25 protein-coding genes are annotated in these 17,362 nt (G+C 65.2%); 10 read left to right on the top strand and 15 right to left on the bottom strand.

What is annotated here, in order from left to right; genetic code table 11:
* The first annotated feature begins 50 nt into the window (after positions 1 to 50).
* From CH273_RS00990 to CH273_RS00965, 6 genes are all read left to right on the top strand, one after another.
* Positions 51 to 1,223, top strand: a complete 1,173-nt coding sequence (locus tag CH273_RS00990) for a PIN-like domain-containing protein (RefSeq protein ID WP_032393564.1) — start codon at positions 51 to 53, stop codon at positions 1,221 to 1,223.
* Positions 1,224 to 1,373: 150 nt separating this feature from the next.
* The gene (locus CH273_RS00985; RefSeq protein WP_032393563.1) at positions 1,374 to 1,796 is read left to right on the top strand and encodes a hypothetical protein; all 423 of its coding nucleotides are present in this window, start codon (positions 1,374 to 1,376) and stop codon (positions 1,794 to 1,796) included.
* A 3-nt stretch (positions 1,797 to 1,799) separates the two neighbouring features.
* On the top strand, positions 1,800 to 1,982 hold the full coding sequence (locus CH273_RS00980; RefSeq protein WP_032393562.1) for a hypothetical protein: 183 nt from the start codon (positions 1,800 to 1,802) through the stop codon (positions 1,980 to 1,982).
* A gap of 478 nt (positions 1,983 to 2,460) precedes the next feature.
* The gene (locus CH273_RS28035) at positions 2,461 to 2,832 is read left to right on the top strand and encodes a hypothetical protein (protein ID WP_230596586.1); all 372 of its coding nucleotides are present in this window, start codon (positions 2,461 to 2,463) and stop codon (positions 2,830 to 2,832) included.
* Entirely contained in the window at positions 2,829 to 3,248 is a 420-nt protein-coding gene (locus CH273_RS00970) for a hypothetical protein (RefSeq protein ID WP_032393559.1), read from the top strand. The genes CH273_RS28035 and CH273_RS00970 overlap by 4 nt, the downstream gene beginning before the upstream one ends.
* Complete coding sequence (locus tag CH273_RS00965) at positions 3,245 to 3,574, top strand: hypothetical protein (RefSeq protein ID WP_032393558.1); 330 nt, start codon at positions 3,245 to 3,247, stop codon at positions 3,572 to 3,574. Before CH273_RS00970 ends, CH273_RS00965 begins: the two co-directional genes overlap by 4 nt.
* Positions 3,575 to 3,656: 82 nt before the next feature.
* Here CH273_RS00965 and CH273_RS00960 read toward each other — a convergent pair whose 3' ends face one another.
* From CH273_RS00960 to nrdH, 4 genes are all read right to left on the bottom strand, one after another.
* A complete protein-coding gene (locus tag CH273_RS00960) occupies positions 3,657 to 4,469 on the bottom strand; it encodes a hypothetical protein (protein ID WP_032393557.1) in 813 nt (270 codons plus the stop codon).
* A 140-nt stretch (positions 4,470 to 4,609) separates the two neighbouring features.
* A complete protein-coding gene (locus CH273_RS00955) occupies positions 4,610 to 5,203 on the bottom strand; it encodes a DnaB-like helicase N-terminal domain-containing protein (protein WP_052049172.1) in 594 nt (197 codons plus the stop codon).
* Between the two features lie 79 nt (positions 5,204 to 5,282).
* The gene (locus CH273_RS27550) at positions 5,283 to 5,426 is read right to left on the bottom strand and encodes a hypothetical protein (RefSeq protein ID WP_155290778.1); all 144 of its coding nucleotides are present in this window, start codon (positions 5,424 to 5,426) and stop codon (positions 5,283 to 5,285) included.
* A gap of 36 nt (positions 5,427 to 5,462) precedes the next feature.
* Entirely contained in the window at positions 5,463 to 5,696 is a 234-nt protein-coding gene (gene nrdH, locus CH273_RS00950) for a glutaredoxin-like protein NrdH (protein WP_032364215.1), read from the bottom strand.
* Positions 5,697 to 6,199: 503 nt separating this feature from the next.
* On the opposite strand from nrdH, the gene CH273_RS27545 reads away from it, so the two are divergent.
* The gene (locus tag CH273_RS27545) at positions 6,200 to 6,370 is read left to right on the top strand and encodes a hypothetical protein (protein ID WP_155290777.1); all 171 of its coding nucleotides are present in this window, start codon (positions 6,200 to 6,202) and stop codon (positions 6,368 to 6,370) included.
* A gap of 15 nt (positions 6,371 to 6,385) precedes the next feature.
* On the opposite strand, the gene CH273_RS00945 is transcribed toward CH273_RS27545, so the two are convergent.
* Together CH273_RS00945 and CH273_RS27540 are read right to left on the bottom strand one after the other, a co-directional pair.
* Positions 6,386 to 7,582 (bottom strand): DUF4192 family protein, encoded by a 1,197-nt coding sequence (locus CH273_RS00945; RefSeq protein WP_082322326.1) that lies wholly within the window; start codon positions 7,580 to 7,582, stop codon positions 6,386 to 6,388.
* A 52-nt stretch (positions 7,583 to 7,634) separates the two neighbouring features.
* Complete coding sequence (locus tag CH273_RS27540; RefSeq protein ID WP_155290776.1) at positions 7,635 to 7,775, bottom strand: hypothetical protein; 141 nt, start codon at positions 7,773 to 7,775, stop codon at positions 7,635 to 7,637.
* Positions 7,776 to 8,444: 669 nt separating this feature from the next.
* Between CH273_RS27540 and CH273_RS00940 the strand changes: the two genes are divergently transcribed.
* Positions 8,445 to 9,014: a hypothetical protein gene (locus CH273_RS00940; RefSeq protein ID WP_143546157.1), complete on the top strand. Its 570-nt coding sequence runs from the start codon at positions 8,445 to 8,447 to the stop codon at positions 9,012 to 9,014.
* Positions 9,015 to 9,348: 334 nt separating this feature from the next.
* Here CH273_RS00940 and CH273_RS27535 read toward each other — a convergent pair whose 3' ends face one another.
* The 5 genes from CH273_RS27535 to CH273_RS00925 all read right to left on the bottom strand — a co-directional run bounded on the left by CH273_RS27535 (position 9,349) and on the right by CH273_RS00925 (position 11,659).
* Positions 9,349 to 9,513 carry a hypothetical protein gene (locus tag CH273_RS27535; RefSeq protein ID WP_155290775.1) on the bottom strand — a complete coding sequence of 55 codons (165 nt, stop codon included), beginning with the start codon at positions 9,511 to 9,513 and terminating at the stop codon, positions 9,349 to 9,351.
* Between the two features lie 85 nt (positions 9,514 to 9,598).
* Positions 9,599 to 9,943, bottom strand: coding sequence for a hypothetical protein (locus CH273_RS00935; protein ID WP_052049171.1), 345 nt, complete (start codon positions 9,941 to 9,943; stop codon positions 9,599 to 9,601).
* Complete coding sequence (locus CH273_RS00930) at positions 9,940 to 10,794, bottom strand: hypothetical protein (RefSeq protein WP_052049170.1); 855 nt, start codon at positions 10,792 to 10,794, stop codon at positions 9,940 to 9,942. The genes CH273_RS00935 and CH273_RS00930 overlap by 4 nt, the downstream gene beginning before the upstream one ends.
* An 86-nt stretch (positions 10,795 to 10,880) precedes the next feature.
* Positions 10,881 to 11,045, bottom strand: a complete 165-nt coding sequence (locus CH273_RS27530) for a hypothetical protein (protein ID WP_155290774.1) — start codon at positions 11,043 to 11,045, stop codon at positions 10,881 to 10,883.
* Positions 11,046 to 11,401: 356 nt separating this feature from the next.
* Positions 11,402 to 11,659: a hypothetical protein gene (locus tag CH273_RS00925; RefSeq protein WP_032393554.1), complete on the bottom strand. Its 258-nt coding sequence runs from the start codon at positions 11,657 to 11,659 to the stop codon at positions 11,402 to 11,404.
* 605 nt (positions 11,660 to 12,264) lie between these two features.
* Here CH273_RS00925 and CH273_RS00920 point away from each other — a divergent pair.
* Together CH273_RS00920 and CH273_RS00915 are read left to right on the top strand one after the other, a co-directional pair.
* Positions 12,265 to 12,693, top strand: coding sequence for a DUF6153 family protein (locus tag CH273_RS00920; RefSeq protein WP_032393553.1), 429 nt, complete (start codon positions 12,265 to 12,267; stop codon positions 12,691 to 12,693).
* Between the two features lie 85 nt (positions 12,694 to 12,778).
* Positions 12,779 to 13,405, top strand: coding sequence for a DUF305 domain-containing protein (locus CH273_RS00915; RefSeq protein ID WP_032393678.1), 627 nt, complete (start codon positions 12,779 to 12,781; stop codon positions 13,403 to 13,405).
* 106 nt (positions 13,406 to 13,511) lie between these two features.
* Here CH273_RS00915 and CH273_RS00910 read toward each other — a convergent pair whose 3' ends face one another.
* From CH273_RS00910 to CH273_RS00895, 4 genes are all read right to left on the bottom strand, one after another.
* Positions 13,512 to 15,677 carry a heavy metal translocating P-type ATPase gene (locus CH273_RS00910; protein WP_032393552.1) on the bottom strand — a complete coding sequence of 722 codons (2,166 nt, stop codon included), beginning with the start codon at positions 15,675 to 15,677 and terminating at the stop codon, positions 13,512 to 13,514.
* Between the two features lie 34 nt (positions 15,678 to 15,711).
* A complete protein-coding gene (locus CH273_RS00905; protein WP_032393551.1) occupies positions 15,712 to 15,942 on the bottom strand; it encodes a heavy-metal-associated domain-containing protein in 231 nt (76 codons plus the stop codon).
* A gap of 155 nt (positions 15,943 to 16,097) precedes the next feature.
* On the bottom strand, positions 16,098 to 17,030 hold the full coding sequence (locus CH273_RS00900) for a site-specific integrase (RefSeq protein WP_143546156.1): 933 nt from the start codon (positions 17,028 to 17,030) through the stop codon (positions 16,098 to 16,100).
* The gene (locus CH273_RS00895) at positions 17,030 to 17,362 is read right to left on the bottom strand and encodes a helix-turn-helix domain-containing protein (protein ID WP_179275398.1); all 333 of its coding nucleotides are present in this window, start codon (positions 17,360 to 17,362) and stop codon (positions 17,030 to 17,032) included. Before CH273_RS00895 ends, CH273_RS00900 begins: the two co-directional genes overlap by 1 nt.

Genomic DNA, 17,362 nt, shown 5'->3' with positions numbered 1-17,362 from the left:
CGGTGTGATTGAGTTGGCTTTACAAAAGCGAGTCGATGGAAGGCTGCAGCGTGAAATCCATTTTCCCGGAGTGGTACAGCGGCGGCTCAGCAGAAGACAGGGACGCTCACGCGGCCGAGTTCATCACGGACGCTACTGCGACGGTTGCGTTCGACGCCAGCGCGCTTCTCCAGCTGTATCGCGCGGACCCCACTGAGCGCTCCGAAATTGTTGCAGCAATCGGGGCAGTCGGTGACCGACTGTTCGTCCCGTATCACGCAGCTCTTGAATATCAACGTGGCCGCGAGGGTGCGATCGCCGACCAATACGAGCGTTTCGCCTCCACACAGTCCAGCTTTCAGAAATGGAGAAATTCGACCGCAGAAGGCTTCGCTAGCTCGGCAATCGGAAAACGCGTACGTGCCGCATCGGAGCAGGCCTCCGCAGAGTTGCGGAAGCTCGTAGACGAGCTCAAAGCTGAGTACGCACTCACAGTTGACAAGGACGACGTGAGGGACGCTCTGGATGCGCTGGTGACACCCGACCGGATGGGTACCAGGCCAACCACCGCGCAAATTGTGGAGCGAGCTGCTGAATACGAACGCCGCGCACCACTGGAGATCCCGCCCGGGTACCTGGACGCGCACAAGGGAGCGCCGGCGATGTACGGCGACTACCTCATCTGGCGCGAACTCCTGGACAAGGCGAGTGCGACCAAACGGCCTCTGCTTCTCGTGACCAACGATGAGAAGAGCGACTGGTCCTACACGAACAGAACCCCACGCCGAGAACTCGTCGAGGAGATGGTCACGGTCGCTGGTGTCGCGTACCACCACATCAACCTCAAGACCTTCCTGCGTCTAGCGAAGGAGCACCTCGATGTCTCTATCGCGGACGACACGATCGACAGTGTCGAGGAAGGTTCGCAACTCTCAGACGAAGAGATTGCAGCAGTAGCTCACTTGAAAACAAGCCTCGCCGAACAGCTTGCAGAGATCGGCCGACTAGCACGAAGCCCGATCGCCGACGCCATCGCCGAATCACAACGCACAGCCCGCAACCCCATAGCCGAGCAACTCGCAGAGATCAGCCGACAAGCACGAAGCCCGATCGCCGACGCCATCGCCGAATCACAACGCACAGGTACAAACGCTGACAACAGCGAAACGTCCGCCTCGTCAGAGGAACGCGGCCCTGACGACAGTGATGATGGATCGATCGGAGATATCTCGCCAACCAAGTAGTCACCGACCCTGAGATGCATCTGTCGGACCGATTCGATAGCGTTGTCCTCGGATATCGGACGGCGTGTGGGCCGCCCGAGACCGCGTTGTCAATCAGCGCCGCGCCGTCTACGGGCGCGCGCTGCACGCCGTCTCCGGAAGGTTCCACACATGTCGCTCGCCCCTCTCGATCCCAACACTGTTCGTGCCGCCGCACAGGCCGCCCTGGAAACCCGTCTCGGTCTCATCGACGCCATAGTCGCCGCGCAGAACGAGCGAACCATCGCCGCCGCGAAAGTCGCCGAAGCTCAAGCCGCCGAACGCGCGGCGGCCGCCGCCGAGCTGGCCGCGATCAAAGCCGCACTCGACGGCGGTTGGTCCGCACCCGAGCTCCGCAAGGCCGGACTGAAAGTCCCCGCCTCTGCCGTCTCCGGCAAGAAGACCGCCACCACTGCGGCCACCAAGACAACGCCCCGGCCCCCGCGCCTGCAACCGTCGTCGACGCCGGCCAAGAACGAGGACAACGCTCCCGAGTCGACCGGCACTGAGGCTGAGCAGAAGTCGCCGGGTGAGAGCTACGCGAACGCGAGCTGACCGATGGCATCCCTGATCGGCTCGACCTGGGTTCTGGTGTTCGTCGGTGTCGTCGCGGCAGGAGCAGCCGGGCTACGCCTGGCTCTCGCTGATGGCTGCGAACCGATGGACCGAACCACCACCGCCTTGTCGGCGGCCGCTGCGGTGTGCGGCCTCGCTGCACCCGCGCTCGTCGCCCTCGCATAATCGCTTCCTTGCCCGGACCTATCGAAGGCAGACCTTTCATGGACACCACAGATCCCAACTCGCTTTCGCCGGCCACAGAGTCCCCCTCGGCCGCGCCCTCGACTCGTGTGCTGATCGAGGTCGAGATCTCGACCCTCGACCAATACGGCGATCCCGGGTTCGTACACACCCGCGGGCACTTCCACTCCCCTTCCACCGCGGCCCGGTTCGCGGTGAGCCAAGCGGAAACCGTCGCGGACCTCCGACAGGTCGATACCGAGCCGCGACGTTCATCCACACCGTCGACGACTCGCTCTGCCTCATCGGGACACCCGGCGAGATAGCGTGCGCTCTCGCCTCGATCCCGGTCTACGCAGCGGGTGTCCGGTCGGCGGAACTGCCGCCACCGGGCTACGTCACCACCTCGATCGGGGTCTGGACCGCCACACCGATCGAGCCGCTTCCAGGCGTCGACCCGGCCGACCTGATCGACGTCACGGTGCGCTCGACTCGGCCCGATCCGTTGCCGGACTCGACCACGGTGGCCGGCGACTTCCCCGCACACTCTGCGCACATCTTCGCCGGCGCTCTCGCCCGCGAGATCACGATGCGCAGCGGCGGCCACAGCGAGGCGACCGTGAAGACGGTCCCCGGGCAACGGCGTCTCGTCGTCGAACACCCGGTGGAGGTCGACGAAACCGACGCCGCAGCGGTCGCCCGCTACACCCGGATCACGCAACTGCGGGCGAACATCGCTGCCCTCGATCCGGTGGCGGACGCCGAATGCGCGGTCGGCCTCACTGCCGAGCTCCACGTACTGGAGAGCCATACCCGCCGGTCGTTCGATGACGAATCGGGCGCAGTGGCGTGATCGACGTCGGGTGGTATCTGAGCCTCGTCGGGCACCGGACGGCCGACGAGATCCCCGGGGTTATCGAGCGCCTGCAGGCGTGCGGGATCACTGCGGAGATCCTCGACAAGGTTCTTTGCGCGCCGGACTCGTTGCTGTACGCACCCGAACGCGACGGCGAGGACTGGGCGCAGGACTACGGCGGGCCGATCGGTGCCGCACTGCTCACCTCCGAGCTGCTCGCCTACCTTTCCCATCAGCACCGCCTCGCCGCGCTGATCCATCGGGATCTGGTCACCGAGATGGTGGCCACCGACTCCGTGGCCACCATCGCCGGCCATCTCGGGACCACCGAAGCCGCGGTGTCCCGAATGTTTCTCGTCCCTCCCACGTCTCCGGCCACCGGCGACGCACCGACCGAAGGACCCACACCATGAGCACACCCGACTCCCCCGCCCTGTCCGACCTCGACGCCGTGGAGCTCGACATCCTCGCCGAACTGCGCTCACCGGAAGCGGTAGCCGCGTTCGAGATGCTGCACAGCACCGTCCGCCCAGAGGCCGGGCTGCGGTTCGTCGAGCTGCTGGCGATCATCAACGAGCTCTCGGGCCCGAACTTCGCCGTCGACGCATCACTCGATCTGCTCGACGCGGTGCAAGATTCGGGCGACCTCGAGGTGGTCGTCGCGGCCGCCCCCACCGTCGACGATTCGATCACTGCGCTCGCTCTCGCACAGGTCTTGCGGAGGATCCGCGAGGACTGACAGCCACACCACTCCGATCGCGAGAAACAGCGAAACCCCCGACCACACACTGTGGTCGGGGGTTTCGCTGTTCGGGCGGGTTCTAGTGCTGGGGCCAGCCGCGAACGAGCTTGTCGGTGCTCGCGTGCACGGCGTTGAACGCGGCGACGAGGTACGTCAGCCATGACGCTGCGGTCTCGGGATTCGGGACCAGCGTCGACGGGACGGCGTTCTGTTCGTCGTCGGAGAGTTCGTTGAAGTCGCTCGGGTAGTCGGTGGTGTCGCCGTCGACGATGTTCGGTGCGCCGTCGATCTCGTAGGTGATCACGAAGTGGAGCTCGTGCCGGTTCGGGGCGGTGAACTCGGCCGACAGGGCAAGCTCGCCCCACAGTCGCCGGTCGTAGGTGACGGCACCGGAGTTGATCGCGGCCTGCAGCAACCAGTGCGGCGTCCACAGTGCTTGCGGGGTACCGGGTTCGGGCCACTCGAAGTCGTCGTCGAGGACGTCGGCTTTGGCGATGTCGAGGGTGAGCAGCGGCGCGGCCGGCGCAGGGGTTCCGTCGGCTCCGTGTGCGGTGGGTGCGGTCATGGCCGGTGCCTCCAGGCTGTCGGTGTGGGTGTGGGTGACGATGAGGACGCCGAGGTCGGTTCCGATGTTCGCACTGTCTCCGAGAGCGTCGAGCAGTCGTTCGGCAAGGACTGCGGCGTCAGCGGCGCGGTAGGTGCCCAGGGTGCTCCACGTCGCGGCGTCGTAGGACGTCGCGGATGCCGAGCACACCTGCACGGTCAGCGCACCGCTGCCGGTCGGGACGTGCTCGAGATCGCCGGAGGCGTCGACGACTGCAGCGATCTGGTCTCGAACGTGCGCGGGCAGGCCTGCGCCGAGAGTGGCGGCGGGCGTGGTGGGCTCGTTCATGCCGTCTGACGCTACGTGTGGCGTCTGTTCGGCGTGCTCACCTGTCGTTGTCACTGTCCTCGTCTTTCGGTTGTGGCCCGCAGTGCACCGTAGTGCCCTGGGCGTCGTCGACGCGCTCACCGGTGTCCCTGCGGGTTCGTTCAGGAGGTCGGTGGTTGCCGAAAGCTGTTGAGCCGGTTGAACGCTGCACGCTGCCGGGTGCCGAGTTCGACCATAAAGTCGAACAGATCAGCTTCGGGTGCTTCTTCGGCGGCCTGGGCCAGTCGTTGGCCGGCGATGTGGAAGCTGCGTCGGTAGGACTGCGAGAGAACGTTGTCGGCGTAGTGCACGGCCGCGACGGAGTGCGCGCCGGCGGTGACGATGCCCATGAGGCGTTTGCGTAGTGGCGCGTCTTTGGCTCCGTCTGCTCCGGATCGGATGAGTGCGCCGGTGACGGAAGCGAAGTCGTGGGGTTGGCCGGCCGCGATGAGGTCGACGATGTGGCCGTACATGCGTGCGTGCGCTGGATCTTCGAAGTCCGCTGCGGTGAGTGTGCTGGTGATCCGTTCGATGTCGGCTCCGTCGGTGCTCTGGTTGCGCACGTCCATCAGGGCGCACAGGAGCATTGCTTCGGGGTCGGTGGCCGGGTCGTAACCGGGTTCGACCACCGTGTCGAGGTCCGCGACGGGTGCGAGGTCCGCGCGTGCCTGCGCTGCGGCGTCGCCGGGTGTAGGGACTGCGCGTAGTGCGTTCATCGTGGGCCTCGTGTTCGTGTCGGGTCGGACGTCGTACCGGTGGAACGTTGCTACCGGCTGTGGTGCATTGCGTCAGTGGTCAGGATGCAGCTTTGTCGATGTCACTGCACTCGGTCTCGGCCGGGTTGGACTGACGTGATGTGGGGTGTTCTACGGTGAGCTCGGCGTCGATCTGGCGGTCGATGTAGTCAGGGTCGGGGGTGTAGGCGGGCACGAGTCGCATGGCGGGGCCTCTTCTGTATTTGTGGGTTTGCGGGTTTCAGGCGGCGGCGAGCTTGTCCAGGGCGTCGATCCGGAACCCTGACCAGTGGGTGTCCTCGTCGACGACGACCACGGGTGCCTGGAGGTAGCCGAGTTCGCAGGTGACGAAGTGGCGGGCGGTGTCGTCTTCTGTGATGTCGACTGTCCGGTAGTCGAGGCCGTGCTTGTCGAGTCGTTGTTTCGTTGCGTCGCATTGGCTGCAATTCGGTTTCGTATACACGGTGATCGGCATAGTTTTCTCCTTACGGGAATTACTGCTGTTGGCTTCTATTCTACGACAATAACGGCATTGAATACAGACCTTGACTACTCCAAATATATTTCCATTATGTTGCCGCACTTCGACTTATCGTTTTCTGAGCAATCCCTGATGCATCCATTTTCGGCATTCCGGAACAGTTACGAATGCCTCTGATTGGGCCTGCCTTACCCTGCGTTCTTTTCGCTTCCGAGTGGCGCGAAAAAGAGACGGCGGTGCACGGTGTCGACGGTCAATGCCTGGCCGGTGCGAGTGTTCGCCGGGGAGCGCAGCGAGTGCGGGTCGGGCGAACAGTCGTGCTGGGCCCTGTGGGCCGGAGCGTGAGCGGAGTCAGGTGTTGATCCGGAAGCGCGGCGGGTGACGCATTCTCGTTGCGCAGCCAGACGGATCGAAAAGAATCTCTACCCTTTGTATGTGGTGGCGCGGAGCTCGTGCCTGGTGGCTGGTGTTCGTGCTGGTCGGTAGGGTTCTGGGGTATGGAGCGCTCGCGGGTCGAACATGCCTTGTCCAAAGCTGTGGTGAACGCGTCGCTGCCGCCGTCGGATCTGGCGCTCGATGCGATCGTGGCCGGTGTTCCGGTCGAGGACACCCGTCCCACCGCCGCCGACGTCGATATGGCGTGGCCGGCCGATCCGACGTCCCTCTGAGCGCTCTCTCGCTCTTCACTTCTCCCTGCTTTGCTGCCGGCCGCCCGGCCCACGTTGGTGTCGACGCTGGTGGGCGTGTGTCGGTGTGAGGGCTCGATGCCCGATGCACCGGCCCCGCGCCCGCGCCCTGACTGCCGAGCGTGGCCACCTCGAGCCGGTGGCCACGCTCGGCTGCGGTGTCAGGTGTAGCTCTGGACTGCGCCGATGTGGTCGGCAACGTAGTCGGGGGTGATGACCCTGCCGATTCCTTGGACCTGCGTCGGTTCCATTCCGGCTGCGAGTGCGGCGGACAGTAGACCGGCCAGTCTCGGGAGGGTGAGGTCGGCGCGGTGGGCGGTGCGTTCGGCGGCCTCGAGGGCCGCGCGCGCTGCTGCGCCGTCGCCGGTGCAGTACAGGAAGTAGGCAGCGATGCTGAGGGCGTTGGCTCGAGCGGTGCCGCGTAGCGGTGCCGCGTAGCGGTGCCGCGATGCGGGTGAATACGTCTGCTGCGTCGGCGTCGCCGTGAATGTGCATGGCCATGAAGGCGTCTCGGACTTCGGCGTGGCCGGTGGCCAGGGCGAGGCCGACGCGGGCGGTGAGGTCGGCGTTGGGGATCTCGCGGGCGTGGATGACGGCGGCGAGCTCGTCGAAGGTGACGGGCAGGAAGTCGGCGCCCATCGTGGCGGCGGCGGTGAGTGCGAGGGCTTCGGGGATCTCGGCGGTGGGTGCGAAGCGGGCCTCGATGTCGGCGCGCGATGCGGCGATGACGCCCCCGGCTGCGGTGCGGGCGGTCGCGAGTTCGGTGGTGGCGGGGTCGGGGATGGTGCCGTCGGTGAAGCGGTCGAGGTCGGTGAAGGTGGTTCCTGCGGTGAGGCTGTAGGTGTGTAGGGCGCGGATGGTGCGGATTCCGCGTGCGGTGAAGGCGTCGCGGATGGCGTCGAGTCCGAGCAGGGCTGCGCCTGCGTGGGTGGTGTCTGCGATGGCGGCGAGGATGACGGCGGTGACCGGTCGCCCGTCGACGGTGTGCCGGGACAGTGGGGTCGCGACGTTGTGCGCTCCGGCTTCGGCCTGGTCGGCGTCGATGCGGGCGGTGGTTGCGACCAGGTGTGAGCCGTTGCCGTCGTCGGCCAGGGCGATGGTGACGACGGAGTTGTCGGGGGTGTGGCCGAGCAGGGCGGGGATGGCGGCGAGGGTGTCGGCGGCGGTGGTGAGGGACATGCGGTGTTGGGTCATGGTGATGCCTTTCGGGAGTGTGTGTGCGGGTTGGGTTGGGGTGGAGCGGTTTTCAGTGTCGGAGTTCGCGGCGGGCGGTGCGTCGGCCGCGGCGTGCGCTGGCGCGTTTGACGGTGCGGCGGACTTTGCGGCTGCCGTTGCGGTGGACGATGATGTCGATTTCGTCGGCGATGGTGGGGTGCTGTGCTCGCATGGTGACCTGTCCCTCTCGACTGGTGGCCGGACCTTCGCCCTGCCAATTTCTTTCGCCGTGGTGGCTGGGGAGAGAAACCAGCGCACGGGAACGACGGGGCAACCCCTCGTCTCGGACAGTTTTCGTGGGAGCGCAGCGACTGCTCGACGAAAAGTGTTCGGAGCCTTGGCCGTAGCGCAGCGGAGCGAGGGGTTGCCCCGGCGGGCACGGGTGATGGATGCTCGGAGAAGCCACCTACGTCGAAAGAAATTGATTCTTTTCGCTCTTTTGAGTGCGGAGCGAAGCGGAGTTCGGTTCGGTGCAGCCCGTAGGGGTGCGTGCGGCCCGCCAGGGGCCTGCCTGTGTACGTTGCCGGTTTCGGGTGGTGGGACGCGGAACGTCGCCGGAGCTGGTGCTCTGCGGCGGCGTGGTGTGGGGTACGGCTGTGAGGGTGATTGTGCGGGAGCGACGGAGGGTGACGACGCTCGGTGTGGCGGTAGCTCGTTACTTACGGTGGTGCGGCAGATGTCGAGCTGCCCCTTGAGGCCGACATTTTCGTTGACGGTGTCGTGGGCTGCCAGGTTTTTCGTGGCCTTGTACTGGGCGAGTCAGGGTACGGGTCATTCGTTCGATCACTTGTATGGCATCGCGGTGACCTTTAGGCTCCGGGCCATGCGGGCTGGATCACAAGTGACGACATCGGTTTTTGGTATTGCTTTCGTATTGATGCTTGCTGCGTGTGGCGGTAGCGAGTCCGGGGCTGAAAGGAGTGCGGAACAGGCTCCTGAGGGCAGTGCTTCGAGCAGCGCAGCTGGCGGATCGGATGGTGGCAGTACGTCGAGCGGTGATTGCGGCACGATTAGTCAGAACTTGACGTATGACGAGCTCAAGCAAGTGTCGCTTGGCGACGATACGATGTTTCATCTTCCTGAAGACGCCAGGAACTTGGTAGCCAGCACTCCCCCTGGTGGCCAGCAGCAGTATCTGGACGACTCGTGCGAGTTGATGGTCAACGCAGGTATGGAACTGGGAATTCCGATGGAAGGCATTCAGGTCGAGAGCTACAGGGATTCGCCGAAGATGCAGGCTGACATGATTGGGGCGGGGTACAACTTTTGCACTGGCTACGAAGGTTCACAGAACTGGGATCCGAACAGCACGTTTGAGCCAGATTCGACCCAATATGGCATCAATGACAGTTTCGTTCTTGCTAACAAGGATTTATGTCCGCAAGTGAAACTTCCTAAGATTCCTTCTTAACTCACCGGTCTATCCAGATCCGATTTTTCGTTTGACCCTCCGGTTAGCGCTGCGCCAGTCACCGTATTGGACTGCGCTGGATTGTCAGCTGGCGACAGGCAGGAGGGTGTCGGTGGCCTATGGCATTGTCGCTGTCTATGGATACACAGACGGCTGCGGTGACGAACCGGTCGCATCTCGATAACTGTCCCAGGTGCAGTAGCCCGATTCCGTTGCCGCTGGACAACTTCTGTTCTCAGTGCAGGTATCCGTTGCGGGTCGATTCGGAGGAGCGGGCGGCGAGGCTTCATGCTGCGAACCTTCGGCGGCTCCGTCGGCGTCGTGGTTAGAGCGGTCAGGTGGTGGCGGGTACGAGGGTGTCGGGTTTGACGAGGTAGGGGTAGACGCCGGGGCCTGGTGTTTCGTTTTCGACGAGGACGAGGCCTGCGTCTTGGATTTCGCGTACGACGACGATGCCGGGTGCTCCGGGTGCGAGGTGGTAGCGGTCGCCGATCTTCACGGTCTCTCCTGTGCTGCTGCGGTGGTGTGTGTCGATTGTCGGTGCTCGAGGTCGGTTCGGGCGGCTACTGCGGTGGTGGTGTCGGTCATGTGATGGGTGTGACCGCGTCGGCGGGGACCCACTGTCGATCGAGGTCGAGTCGGCCTTTCTTGTTGCCCGTGGGTATCGAAAACGTAACGCTCGCAAGCCAATCCCCCACACTGGTCCGGGCCCAGGCGTACAGGGTTCCTTCGACGATGCTGTCCATGGCTAGGCCCTCGGCGCGGACTTTCAAGGGTGTGGTGTCGCGGAATCCTCCGCTTCCGGATCGCCCGATGGCGAGGGCGATGTTGACGTTCACCGATTTGGGTGGGTCGACGATGCGGCGGGTGGGTGGTTCGAAGGTGGTGGGCCAGGCATCGAAGATGCCGGCGTCGTTGTCGGTGGTCATTGCGCGACGGCGACGGGCCGGTGGACGGTGAGGTCGTCGGCGGGTGTGGGTGTCCAGCGCAGGCCTGTTTCGCCGAAGGTGGGGGCGGTGAGGGTGTAGCGGCCGGTGCGGTGTGGTGTTCCGCGGCCGTGGACGGTGGTTTCGAGGGTGATGGATTTGATGCGCCCTATCCCCTGTTCGATTCCGCCGTAGCCGGCGACGGTCGAGGCGATCGTGAGATCGATACCGGGCATGTGCCCGTCCGTCAGCAGCAGCACACTCGCGTGCCGACGATTCCTGGCGAGCAAAGCCCTTGCGCGCGTTGGTGGTACGTCTCGTCCGTGCACGGTGGTGACGACCAGATCCAACCCGTCGAGACAGATCGAGGCGGCGTCGAGCGGGTCGCCTGCCCCGGGATCGACGAGGTGGACTTTCCCGAGGTCGCCGCCGTGTTCGTGGACTGCGAGCAGGCTCAGTCGGGGTTGGCCGATGAGGGCGACGTGGTGGCCGGCGGCGGATGCTTCGGCGACGAGGGCGATGAGCATGGACCCGGCGCCGGTGACGGCGACGGCGGTTCCGCGGGCCAGGGCTCGGCGTGGGAGCAGCGCGGCGAGCGGTGGCGGCACGGGCATGGTGCGGAGAGTTTTGCCGCGTACAGCCGCGTTGAGCGGCTCCGAGCCGTCCGCCTCGCCCGCGAGGTCCGTACTGCCTGCGGTGGGTGCCGCTGGTTCGGGTGCAGTGATGGTGGGGAGCTCGGTGGGTGCGTGGTCGCGGCGGCCGCCGGGGACGGTGGCCATGCGGCGGCGCAGGACGTCGAGTTGGGTGGCTTTGTCGAGTCCGGTGAGGTCGGGGATGGCGTTGACGGTGGCCATGGGGATCGACCTTTCGCCGTGCCGGTAGGAACTACCGTCAGACTATCGAACGCGTGTTCGACTGTCGAATGTGCTGGTGAGCCGGTTCAGCGGGGAACGGCGTGGCCGTCGAGGTCGGCCGCGGTGAAGGTCCAGGCGAGGTGCCGATATAGCCGGAGGTCGCGTTTCACCTGGTCGAGGGCGTGAGAGACGGCCGGGTGGTCGGGGTCGTGGCCTTCCGATCGGATGGCTGCGCGCTCGTCGTCGTCCATGTTTTATTGGACGCACGGGGTGGCGCGGCGGTTCCGGCAACAGTCATTCACTCGAATGACTGGACGAGAAGGTTCGAGGACGCGGCAGTGGCCGCGTCGACGGGCCGCTTCGAACGAGCCAGGGCCGCGCATCTGTGATGCGCGGCCCCTGTTCGATGTTGGGTGACGGTGTTCGCCAGTGCGCCTCTCGGCAGGTGGCCGCTCGTAGCGGCTGATGGTTGGTACCCGGGGCATGGGATCGAACGCCGTCGAGTTCTACAACGACAGTGCTGTCGGTGGTATTCCAGCCCGTGCGGGAGACAAAAAAGGGGGGTCCCGGCCCCGTGGTGGGACCGGGACCCCGGAGGGCCTGGTGCTCAGTGGGTGCACCAGAAGGACCCGACCGGGATGGCTGCTCCCGGCTGCCCGGCGCACCACCGGCAGGTGGTGTCGTGCTCGATCCGGCCGAGCACTCCTTCGGCCTCCTCGATGAGGATGGGCAGCTCTGATGCGCTGGCGAGCGCGAGCGCTTCGGTGGCCCACCGGGCCGCGCGCGGATCTTCGGCGGGGAGCTGAGCGGCATTGCCGATGAGCTCGGTGATGATCTGGTGATCGTTGAGCAGGTTGTTGTTCATGGCAGGGACACCTTCCAAAGGTTCGGATGAGACGTCCCCGATCGACATGACGAGGGTGGCCTGTCAACCCCGAAGAGGGAGCCTGCGGAGCGTGGGTTGACTGGTCGGGGTCCCCGGCATGTCAGACTCGGGCGACTCGTACGACCAAATTGGTGACCCATATGGGGCGGCCCCGGAGGGGACGTGCGACCGCCTGCGGTCGGCTTTCGATGGTTCGCCGATCCCCTGCGCGGGCATCCGTCGTCGATGCCCCCGAATCCGTTGTCTCCGATGCTCGCCACTGCTGGGCCGCTCCCGTCCGGACCGGCCTGGGTGTGGGAATGGAAGTGGGACGTAACTGCGCGGGTTCGCAGAAACCTGCGGACTACAGCGTCGTAACCCGCGTGTACGTAGAGCGTTAACCCCTGCGGGAGAACCGCATTCGCAGGCCGGGCAACCGCCGGACGATCTCTTGCGCTACGCCGCCGCATCGACGACGGACAATGGGTCGTCGACCTTCGGGCGCGGACCGTCTCGACACCACGAAGATCTGACAAAATGCATCGAAGACCGAAGCGCAGAGACGAACGTACCCCCAGGGGGTATCTCTTGGTATCGTCGAGGGCATGCACTCAGTGAGCCGGCGCGGTCGACGGGGCCCAGCTCCGATGGTCGGTTTGCTGATTGCACTGACGGTATTCGGTGTGCTGTTGATGCATTCGGTGACACCGATGTCGATGCCTGTGACCGGCTCGATGTCCATGTCGATGAGCGGCGGCCATGCCTCGATGGCAGCACCGTCCCACATGGCCAACTCGGTGTCGGTTCCGGTGATGACCGGGGAACACGACTGCCCGTCGGCACACCAGATGATGCACCCCTGTGTGGGCACGACAGCTTCGTGGCCCGCGCTGACGGTCCCGGCGACGAGCGCAGCCATCGACCCGGTACCGACGCTGCTCAACCGGATCGTTGGGCGCACCGACTCCGCGTGGGGGCGTGCGCCGCCGTGGACGTTGTGGGAGTTGGACAGATCGGTGACCTTGCGAGTGTGACAGGGGGCCCGACAGACGCGTGTCTGTCGGCGGATCGAACGACATCGAATCCTCTGTACTACTCACTCTTGCAAGGAGTTTCCTCATGCGTACCAAAGTCATTGCCTCGATCGCTGCTGCTGCCGCGAGCGCGTTCCTCGTCGTCGGCTGTAGCGACAACGGGGCCGATTCGTCGATGGACGGCCATTCGATGGGATCGATGTCCTCGACGCCGGCATCGTCCGCGCCGGCGAGCTCGACGGCGCAGTTCAACGATGCCGACGTGATGTTCGCGCAGATGATGTACCCGCACCACGCGCAAGCGGTCGAGATGGCCGACTTGGCGAACGGCCGCACCGACAACCCGGAGGTCCTGTCACTGGCATCGGCGATTGCATCCGCGCAACAGCCCGAGATGGACCAGATGACCACCTGGCTCACCGAGTGGGGCCAGCCCATGCCCGACATGGACATGGGTGACATGGGCGGGATGGACCACAGCTCCGGCAGCGGCATGATGACCGCTCAGGACATGGACGCGTTGATGGCAGCGTCGGGACCGGGATTCGACCGCCAGTGGTTGACGATGATGATCGCCCACCACACCGGTGCCATCGAGATGGCGAACACCGAGATCGCGGACGGTTCCAATCCTGATGCCCTGGAGATGGCACGCGCCATCGTCGCCACTCAGCAGCAGGAAATCGAGACCATGCAGCGGCTGCTCGGCTGACCCGGCCCGCTATACACGCTGATGGCCGCATCCTCTCCGGCGGAGAGGGTGCGGCCATCAGCGTTTCGCAGTCGTCAGGGCTGCGTTTCCGGTACGAGATCAGCTCTCACAGTGACGGTGTGCGCTGTGACGGAGGGTTAGAACTCCCCTCGTTCAGCGCTCCGGCGATGGTGTCGGGCGTAAGGTCGAGTCGCCGAAGCAGCTGCGCGTTCGCGGCGACGATGATCGTCGACAGCGACATCAGGATCGCGCCGATCGACATCGGCAGCACGAACCCGATCGGCGCGAGCACTCCTGCCGCAAGCGGGACTGAGATGAGGTTGTATCCCGCTGCCCACCAGAGGTTTTGCTTCATCTTCCGGTACGAGGCCCGCGAGAGTTCGATCACCGACAACACCGACCTCGGGTCGTCGCTGGCGAGGATCACCCCTGCCGACGCGATAGCGACGTCGGTGCCGGCCCCGATCGCGATACCGACATCGGCCTGTGCCAACGCTGGGGCGTCGTTGACTCCGTCGCCGACCATCGCCACCGTGCGTCCTTCGCCCTGGAGTGCAGCGACGTTGTGGGACTTGTCTTCCGGTTTCACCCCGGCGAAGTAGCGGTCCACACCGAGCTCGGTGGCGACGGACTTCGCGACGGCATCGGCATCACCGGTGATCATCACGACGGTGATTCCGCGCGCGTGGAGCGCGTCGATTGCCGTGCGTGATTCGGGCCGGATCTCGTCGGCGAGCGCGAGTGCACCGATCACGGCACCGTCGGCGAGGACGTGCAGGATGATCGCCCCGTCGCCCCGCCACCGGTCGGCGACGGCGAGTTCGGATCCGTGTTCCTGCGCGAGCAGCGCGGGCCCGCCGACCTGTACGCGGGTGCCGTCGACGTCGGCTGCGACCCCGACAGCGGGGGATGACTGGAAGTCGGTGGCCGCCGGGACGGTCAGGTTCCGCGCGCGTGCGGCCGCAACGATGGCCCGTGCGAGTGGGTGCTCTGAGTCGGCTTCTGCGGCAGCAGCCAGAGCGAGGACATTGTCGGCGGTGCGCCCGTTCGTCACCTCGATTGCGGTGACGGTGGGTTCACCCTTGGTGAGGGTCCCGGTCTTGTCGAAGAGCACGGTGTCCACCGTGCGCATGGTTTCGAGTGCGAGCCGGTCCTTGACCAGAACCCCGCCGCGGGCGGCACGTTCGGTGGCGATGGAGACCACCAGCGGGATCGCGAGTCCGAGTGCGTGCGGGCAGGCGATGACCAACACGGTGATGGTGCGGATGACGGCGTCGTCGGGCATCCCGAATAGCGTCCACACCAACGCGGTGATGATCGCAGATCCGAGAGCGAACCAGAACAGCCAGCCGGCGGCGGTGTCGGCGATGCGCTGGGCCCGCGAGGTCGAGTTCTGGGCGTCGGCGACCAGGCGGCCGATGCCGGCGAGGGCGGTGTCCTCCCCTACTGCGGTGACCTTGATGCGGAGACCGGAGTCGGTGGCGACAGTGCCGGCGACGACTTGGTCGCCGTCGCTGCGGCGGACGGTGCGTGATTCGCCGGTGATCATCGATTCGTCCATGCTCGCCGATCCGGAGACGATGGTGCCGTCCGCCGGTACTCGGCCACCGGGGCGCACGACGACGACATCACCGAGCTGCAGCTCGGACGGGGGCACCGGCACCATATCGTTGCCTTGGACGCGTTCGGCGGTGTCCGGAAGCAGCGCCGCCAACGAGTCCAAAGCGGAGGTGGTCTGCGCGAGGGATCGCATTTCGATCCAGTGCCCGAGCAGCATGATCACGATCAGCAGTGCCAGTTCCCACCAGAAGTCGAGCTGATGATCGAGCAGGCCGAGGCTCGCTCCCATCGACGCGACGAATGCGACGGTGATCGCGAGGGCGATGAGAAGCATCATTCCCGGTGCGCGTGAACGGATTTCGCTGACTGCTCCGGTGAGGAACGGGGAACCGCCCCAGGCATACATCACCGTTCCGAGCACCGGGGAGACCCAGGCGATCCACGATGAGTCGGGCAGTGAGTATCCGAGGAGCATCGCGAACATGTTCGAGGCAACGATCACCGGAAGGGCGAGGACCAGCATGATCCAGAACAGGCGACGGAACATGCCGACGTGGTCCCCATGACCGGCGTGGCCACCGTGACCGGTATGGCCTTCGTGTTCCTTCTCGCCATGGCCGGAGTGGGCTGCGCTGTGTTCGGATGCATCGTGGCCCGGCAGCGTGCCCGCTGTCTCGGCTCCGCCAGCGTCGGCATGTGTGTGGTTGTTCATTGCGGTAAATCCTTCTCTCCACCAGGTTCAGCGGTTACGCGGTGCGCGAATCTGTGGGTCGCGGTTCGGCTGTGTATCCAGCCTCGCGGACAGCTGCAATGACACCGGCGTGGTCAGGCACGTCGGCACTTGTCACCGTCAGCGTTCCCGCAGCTGCAGATGCCTCGACCGTGTCGACTCCTGCAACGGTGCTTACTTCCTCCCGGACCGACGCTTCGCAGTGACCGCAGGTCATGCCCGTGACTTTGTAAATCGTGGTGATCATGTCGCACTCCTCTGGCTGCTTAGATACCCCCTGGGGGTATCTCGAGAACATGTCGACCATACCCCCTCCCCGTATGTTTGGGAAGGCGTTGGCTGCGTCGAGTGGCCTACGAACCTGCGGCGAAGACCAGTCCGTTGGCCGAACTTCGGATCGAGTCATGGTGCAGTGGGGTCTACGTCGAATCGGCCTGGGTGCGCAGTCCTGACATAGCGGACCGCAGTGGTGGTGCCGATACCGAACACGGTCATCAGGGCAACTGGGTCGCCACTGTGGGCGGCCTCGTCGAGGATGCGATCGACACGCAGTTCGCGGGCGGTGATGCCGAGGTCACGGAATGGCCGGGTGATGTAGTGGCGACTGCCCGGCAGCGCGGTAGGCGCAGTTATCCGGGTAATCAGCAAGTACGGATTCGTGCTGGTCGGCCACCGCAGCTGACGGTAGATCAGCCAGTCGCGGAGCACCTCAGCGGTGAACTCGTCCAACCAGAACGTGTGGCGGGTGTGCGGACGGGTGACGGTCGCTCGTCCTGCCGAACGGTCGAGATGGTCGAGTCGGAAGCCGATGACCTCTTCGATCGTCAGCGCGTGGACCGCGACGAGCGCCAGAATCACCCGGTCATCGGGCCTGCTCAGCTGATCGAACAGCCCATGCACGCGGTCGGACGGCAACGGTCTGAGGATCCTGCGGCTGTACCGACCAGCGATCTCTCGGGCAGGGTCGGCGAAGATGCGACGTTCGCGTTTGAGTCCGCGGAAGAGCGACCTCAGGGCCGTGTGCACGTTGTGTCTCGACTGCCCTGAATGACGGCTCAGCGCGCGCTCGATGTCGACAGTTTCGACAGATCGCAGGCTTTGGTGTGTCTCAGCCCATTCGTGCAAGACCGGTTGCGCGAAATTGAGATAGAGGGCAATGGTCACTTCCGTCAGCGGTCTGGACTTACGTCGACCGCGGCCGCCCAGCGCAGTGACCCACGCCTGCACGTCGTCGCGGAACTGCGCGGGTGTTTGCTCGATCATCCGTATGGTGCGCTCGGTGTGCCGGGCGGCATTGCTTGCCGCCACCCCATCGGCAGGGTTTCGTTCCGACATCAGTTGGGTGGTGGGACGCGGCGGACTCCGCGCTTCCTGGTCCCGGTAGCGGGTGCGGCCGGGCCCGACCGATCACCGATTGCGCGTGCTGGAGCTGCGTCGAGATCCACGCTGTGAACAGCTTCCGCCAGCATCAGATCACCGACAGTGCAGTTCAACGCCGCGCAGATCTTGTCCAGGTCATCGAGACGGATAGTGATCGGCGCCGAGGACCACAGGGCCGCAGTCTTGCTCAGTGACGGGTGGAAGTCGACCTGCTCGAATGCTTTGAGTAGCTGCGTCGGACGCCAGATGTCGCGTTGCGCCGCGACCATGCGCAGGTTCCATTTCAT

The sequence above is a fragment of the Rhodococcus sp. 05-339-2 genome (assembly GCF_002258965.1).
Lineage (GTDB): Bacteria > Actinomycetota > Actinomycetes > Mycobacteriales > Mycobacteriaceae > Rhodococcoides.
The sequence above is the reverse complement of the archived record's forward strand: the minus strand, read 5'-3'. Positions and strand labels throughout refer to the sequence as shown.

Coding starts and splice junctions, on each gene's coding strand:
- CH273_RS00930 (WP_052049170.1), bottom strand. CDS start 10,794: ATGGCCACCGTCAACGCCATCCCCGACCTCACCGGACTCGACAAAGCC.
- CH273_RS27550 (WP_155290778.1), bottom strand. CDS start 5,426: ATGCGACTCGTGCCCGCCTACACCCCCGACCCTGACTACATCGACCGC.
- CH273_RS00965 (WP_032393558.1), top strand. CDS start 3,245: ATGAGCACACCCGACTCCCCCGCCCTGTCCGACCTCGACGCCGTGGAG.
- CH273_RS00945 (WP_082322326.1), bottom strand. CDS start 7,582: ATGACCCAACACCGCATGTCCCTCACCACCGCCGCCGACACCCTCGCC.
- CH273_RS00905 (WP_032393551.1), bottom strand. CDS start 15,942: ATGATCACCACGATTTACAAAGTCACGGGCATGACCTGCGGTCACTGC.
- CH273_RS00960 (WP_032393557.1), bottom strand. CDS start 4,469: ATGAACGAGCCCACCACGCCCGCCGCCACTCTCGGCGCAGGCCTGCCC.
- nrdH (WP_032364215.1), bottom strand. CDS start 5,696: ATGCCGATCACCGTGTATACGAAACCGAATTGCAGCCAATGCGACGCA.
- CH273_RS00925 (WP_032393554.1), bottom strand. CDS start 11,659: ATGAACAACAACCTGCTCAACGATCACCAGATCATCACCGAGCTCATC.
- CH273_RS00985 (WP_032393563.1), top strand. CDS start 1,374: ATGTCGCTCGCCCCTCTCGATCCCAACACTGTTCGTGCCGCCGCACAG.
- CH273_RS00920 (WP_032393553.1), top strand. CDS start 12,265: ATGCACTCAGTGAGCCGGCGCGGTCGACGGGGCCCAGCTCCGATGGTC.
- CH273_RS00955 (WP_052049172.1), bottom strand. CDS start 5,203: ATGAACGCACTACGCGCAGTCCCTACACCCGGCGACGCCGCAGCGCAG.
- CH273_RS00915 (WP_032393678.1), top strand. CDS start 12,779: ATGCGTACCAAAGTCATTGCCTCGATCGCTGCTGCTGCCGCGAGCGCG.
- CH273_RS27540 (WP_155290776.1), bottom strand. CDS start 7,775: ATGCGAGCACAGCACCCCACCATCGCCGACGAAATCGACATCATCGTC.
- CH273_RS00910 (WP_032393552.1), bottom strand. CDS start 15,677: ATGAACAACCACACACATGCCGACGCTGGCGGAGCCGAGACAGCGGGC.
- CH273_RS27545 (WP_155290777.1), top strand. CDS start 6,200: ATGGAGCGCTCGCGGGTCGAACATGCCTTGTCCAAAGCTGTGGTGAAC.
- CH273_RS27530 (WP_155290774.1), bottom strand. CDS start 11,045: ATGGACGACGACGAGCGCGCAGCCATCCGATCGGAAGGCCACGACCCC.
- CH273_RS00900 (WP_143546156.1), bottom strand. CDS start 17,030: ATGTCGGAACGAAACCCTGCCGATGGGGTGGCGGCAAGCAATGCCGCC.
- CH273_RS00980 (WP_032393562.1), top strand. CDS start 1,800: ATGGCATCCCTGATCGGCTCGACCTGGGTTCTGGTGTTCGTCGGTGTC.
- CH273_RS00935 (WP_052049171.1), bottom strand. CDS start 9,943: ATGACCACCGACAACGACGCCGGCATCTTCGATGCCTGGCCCACCACC.
- CH273_RS00895 (WP_179275398.1), bottom strand. CDS start 17,362: ATGAAATGGAACCTGCGCATGGTCGCGGCGCAACGCGACATCTGGCGT.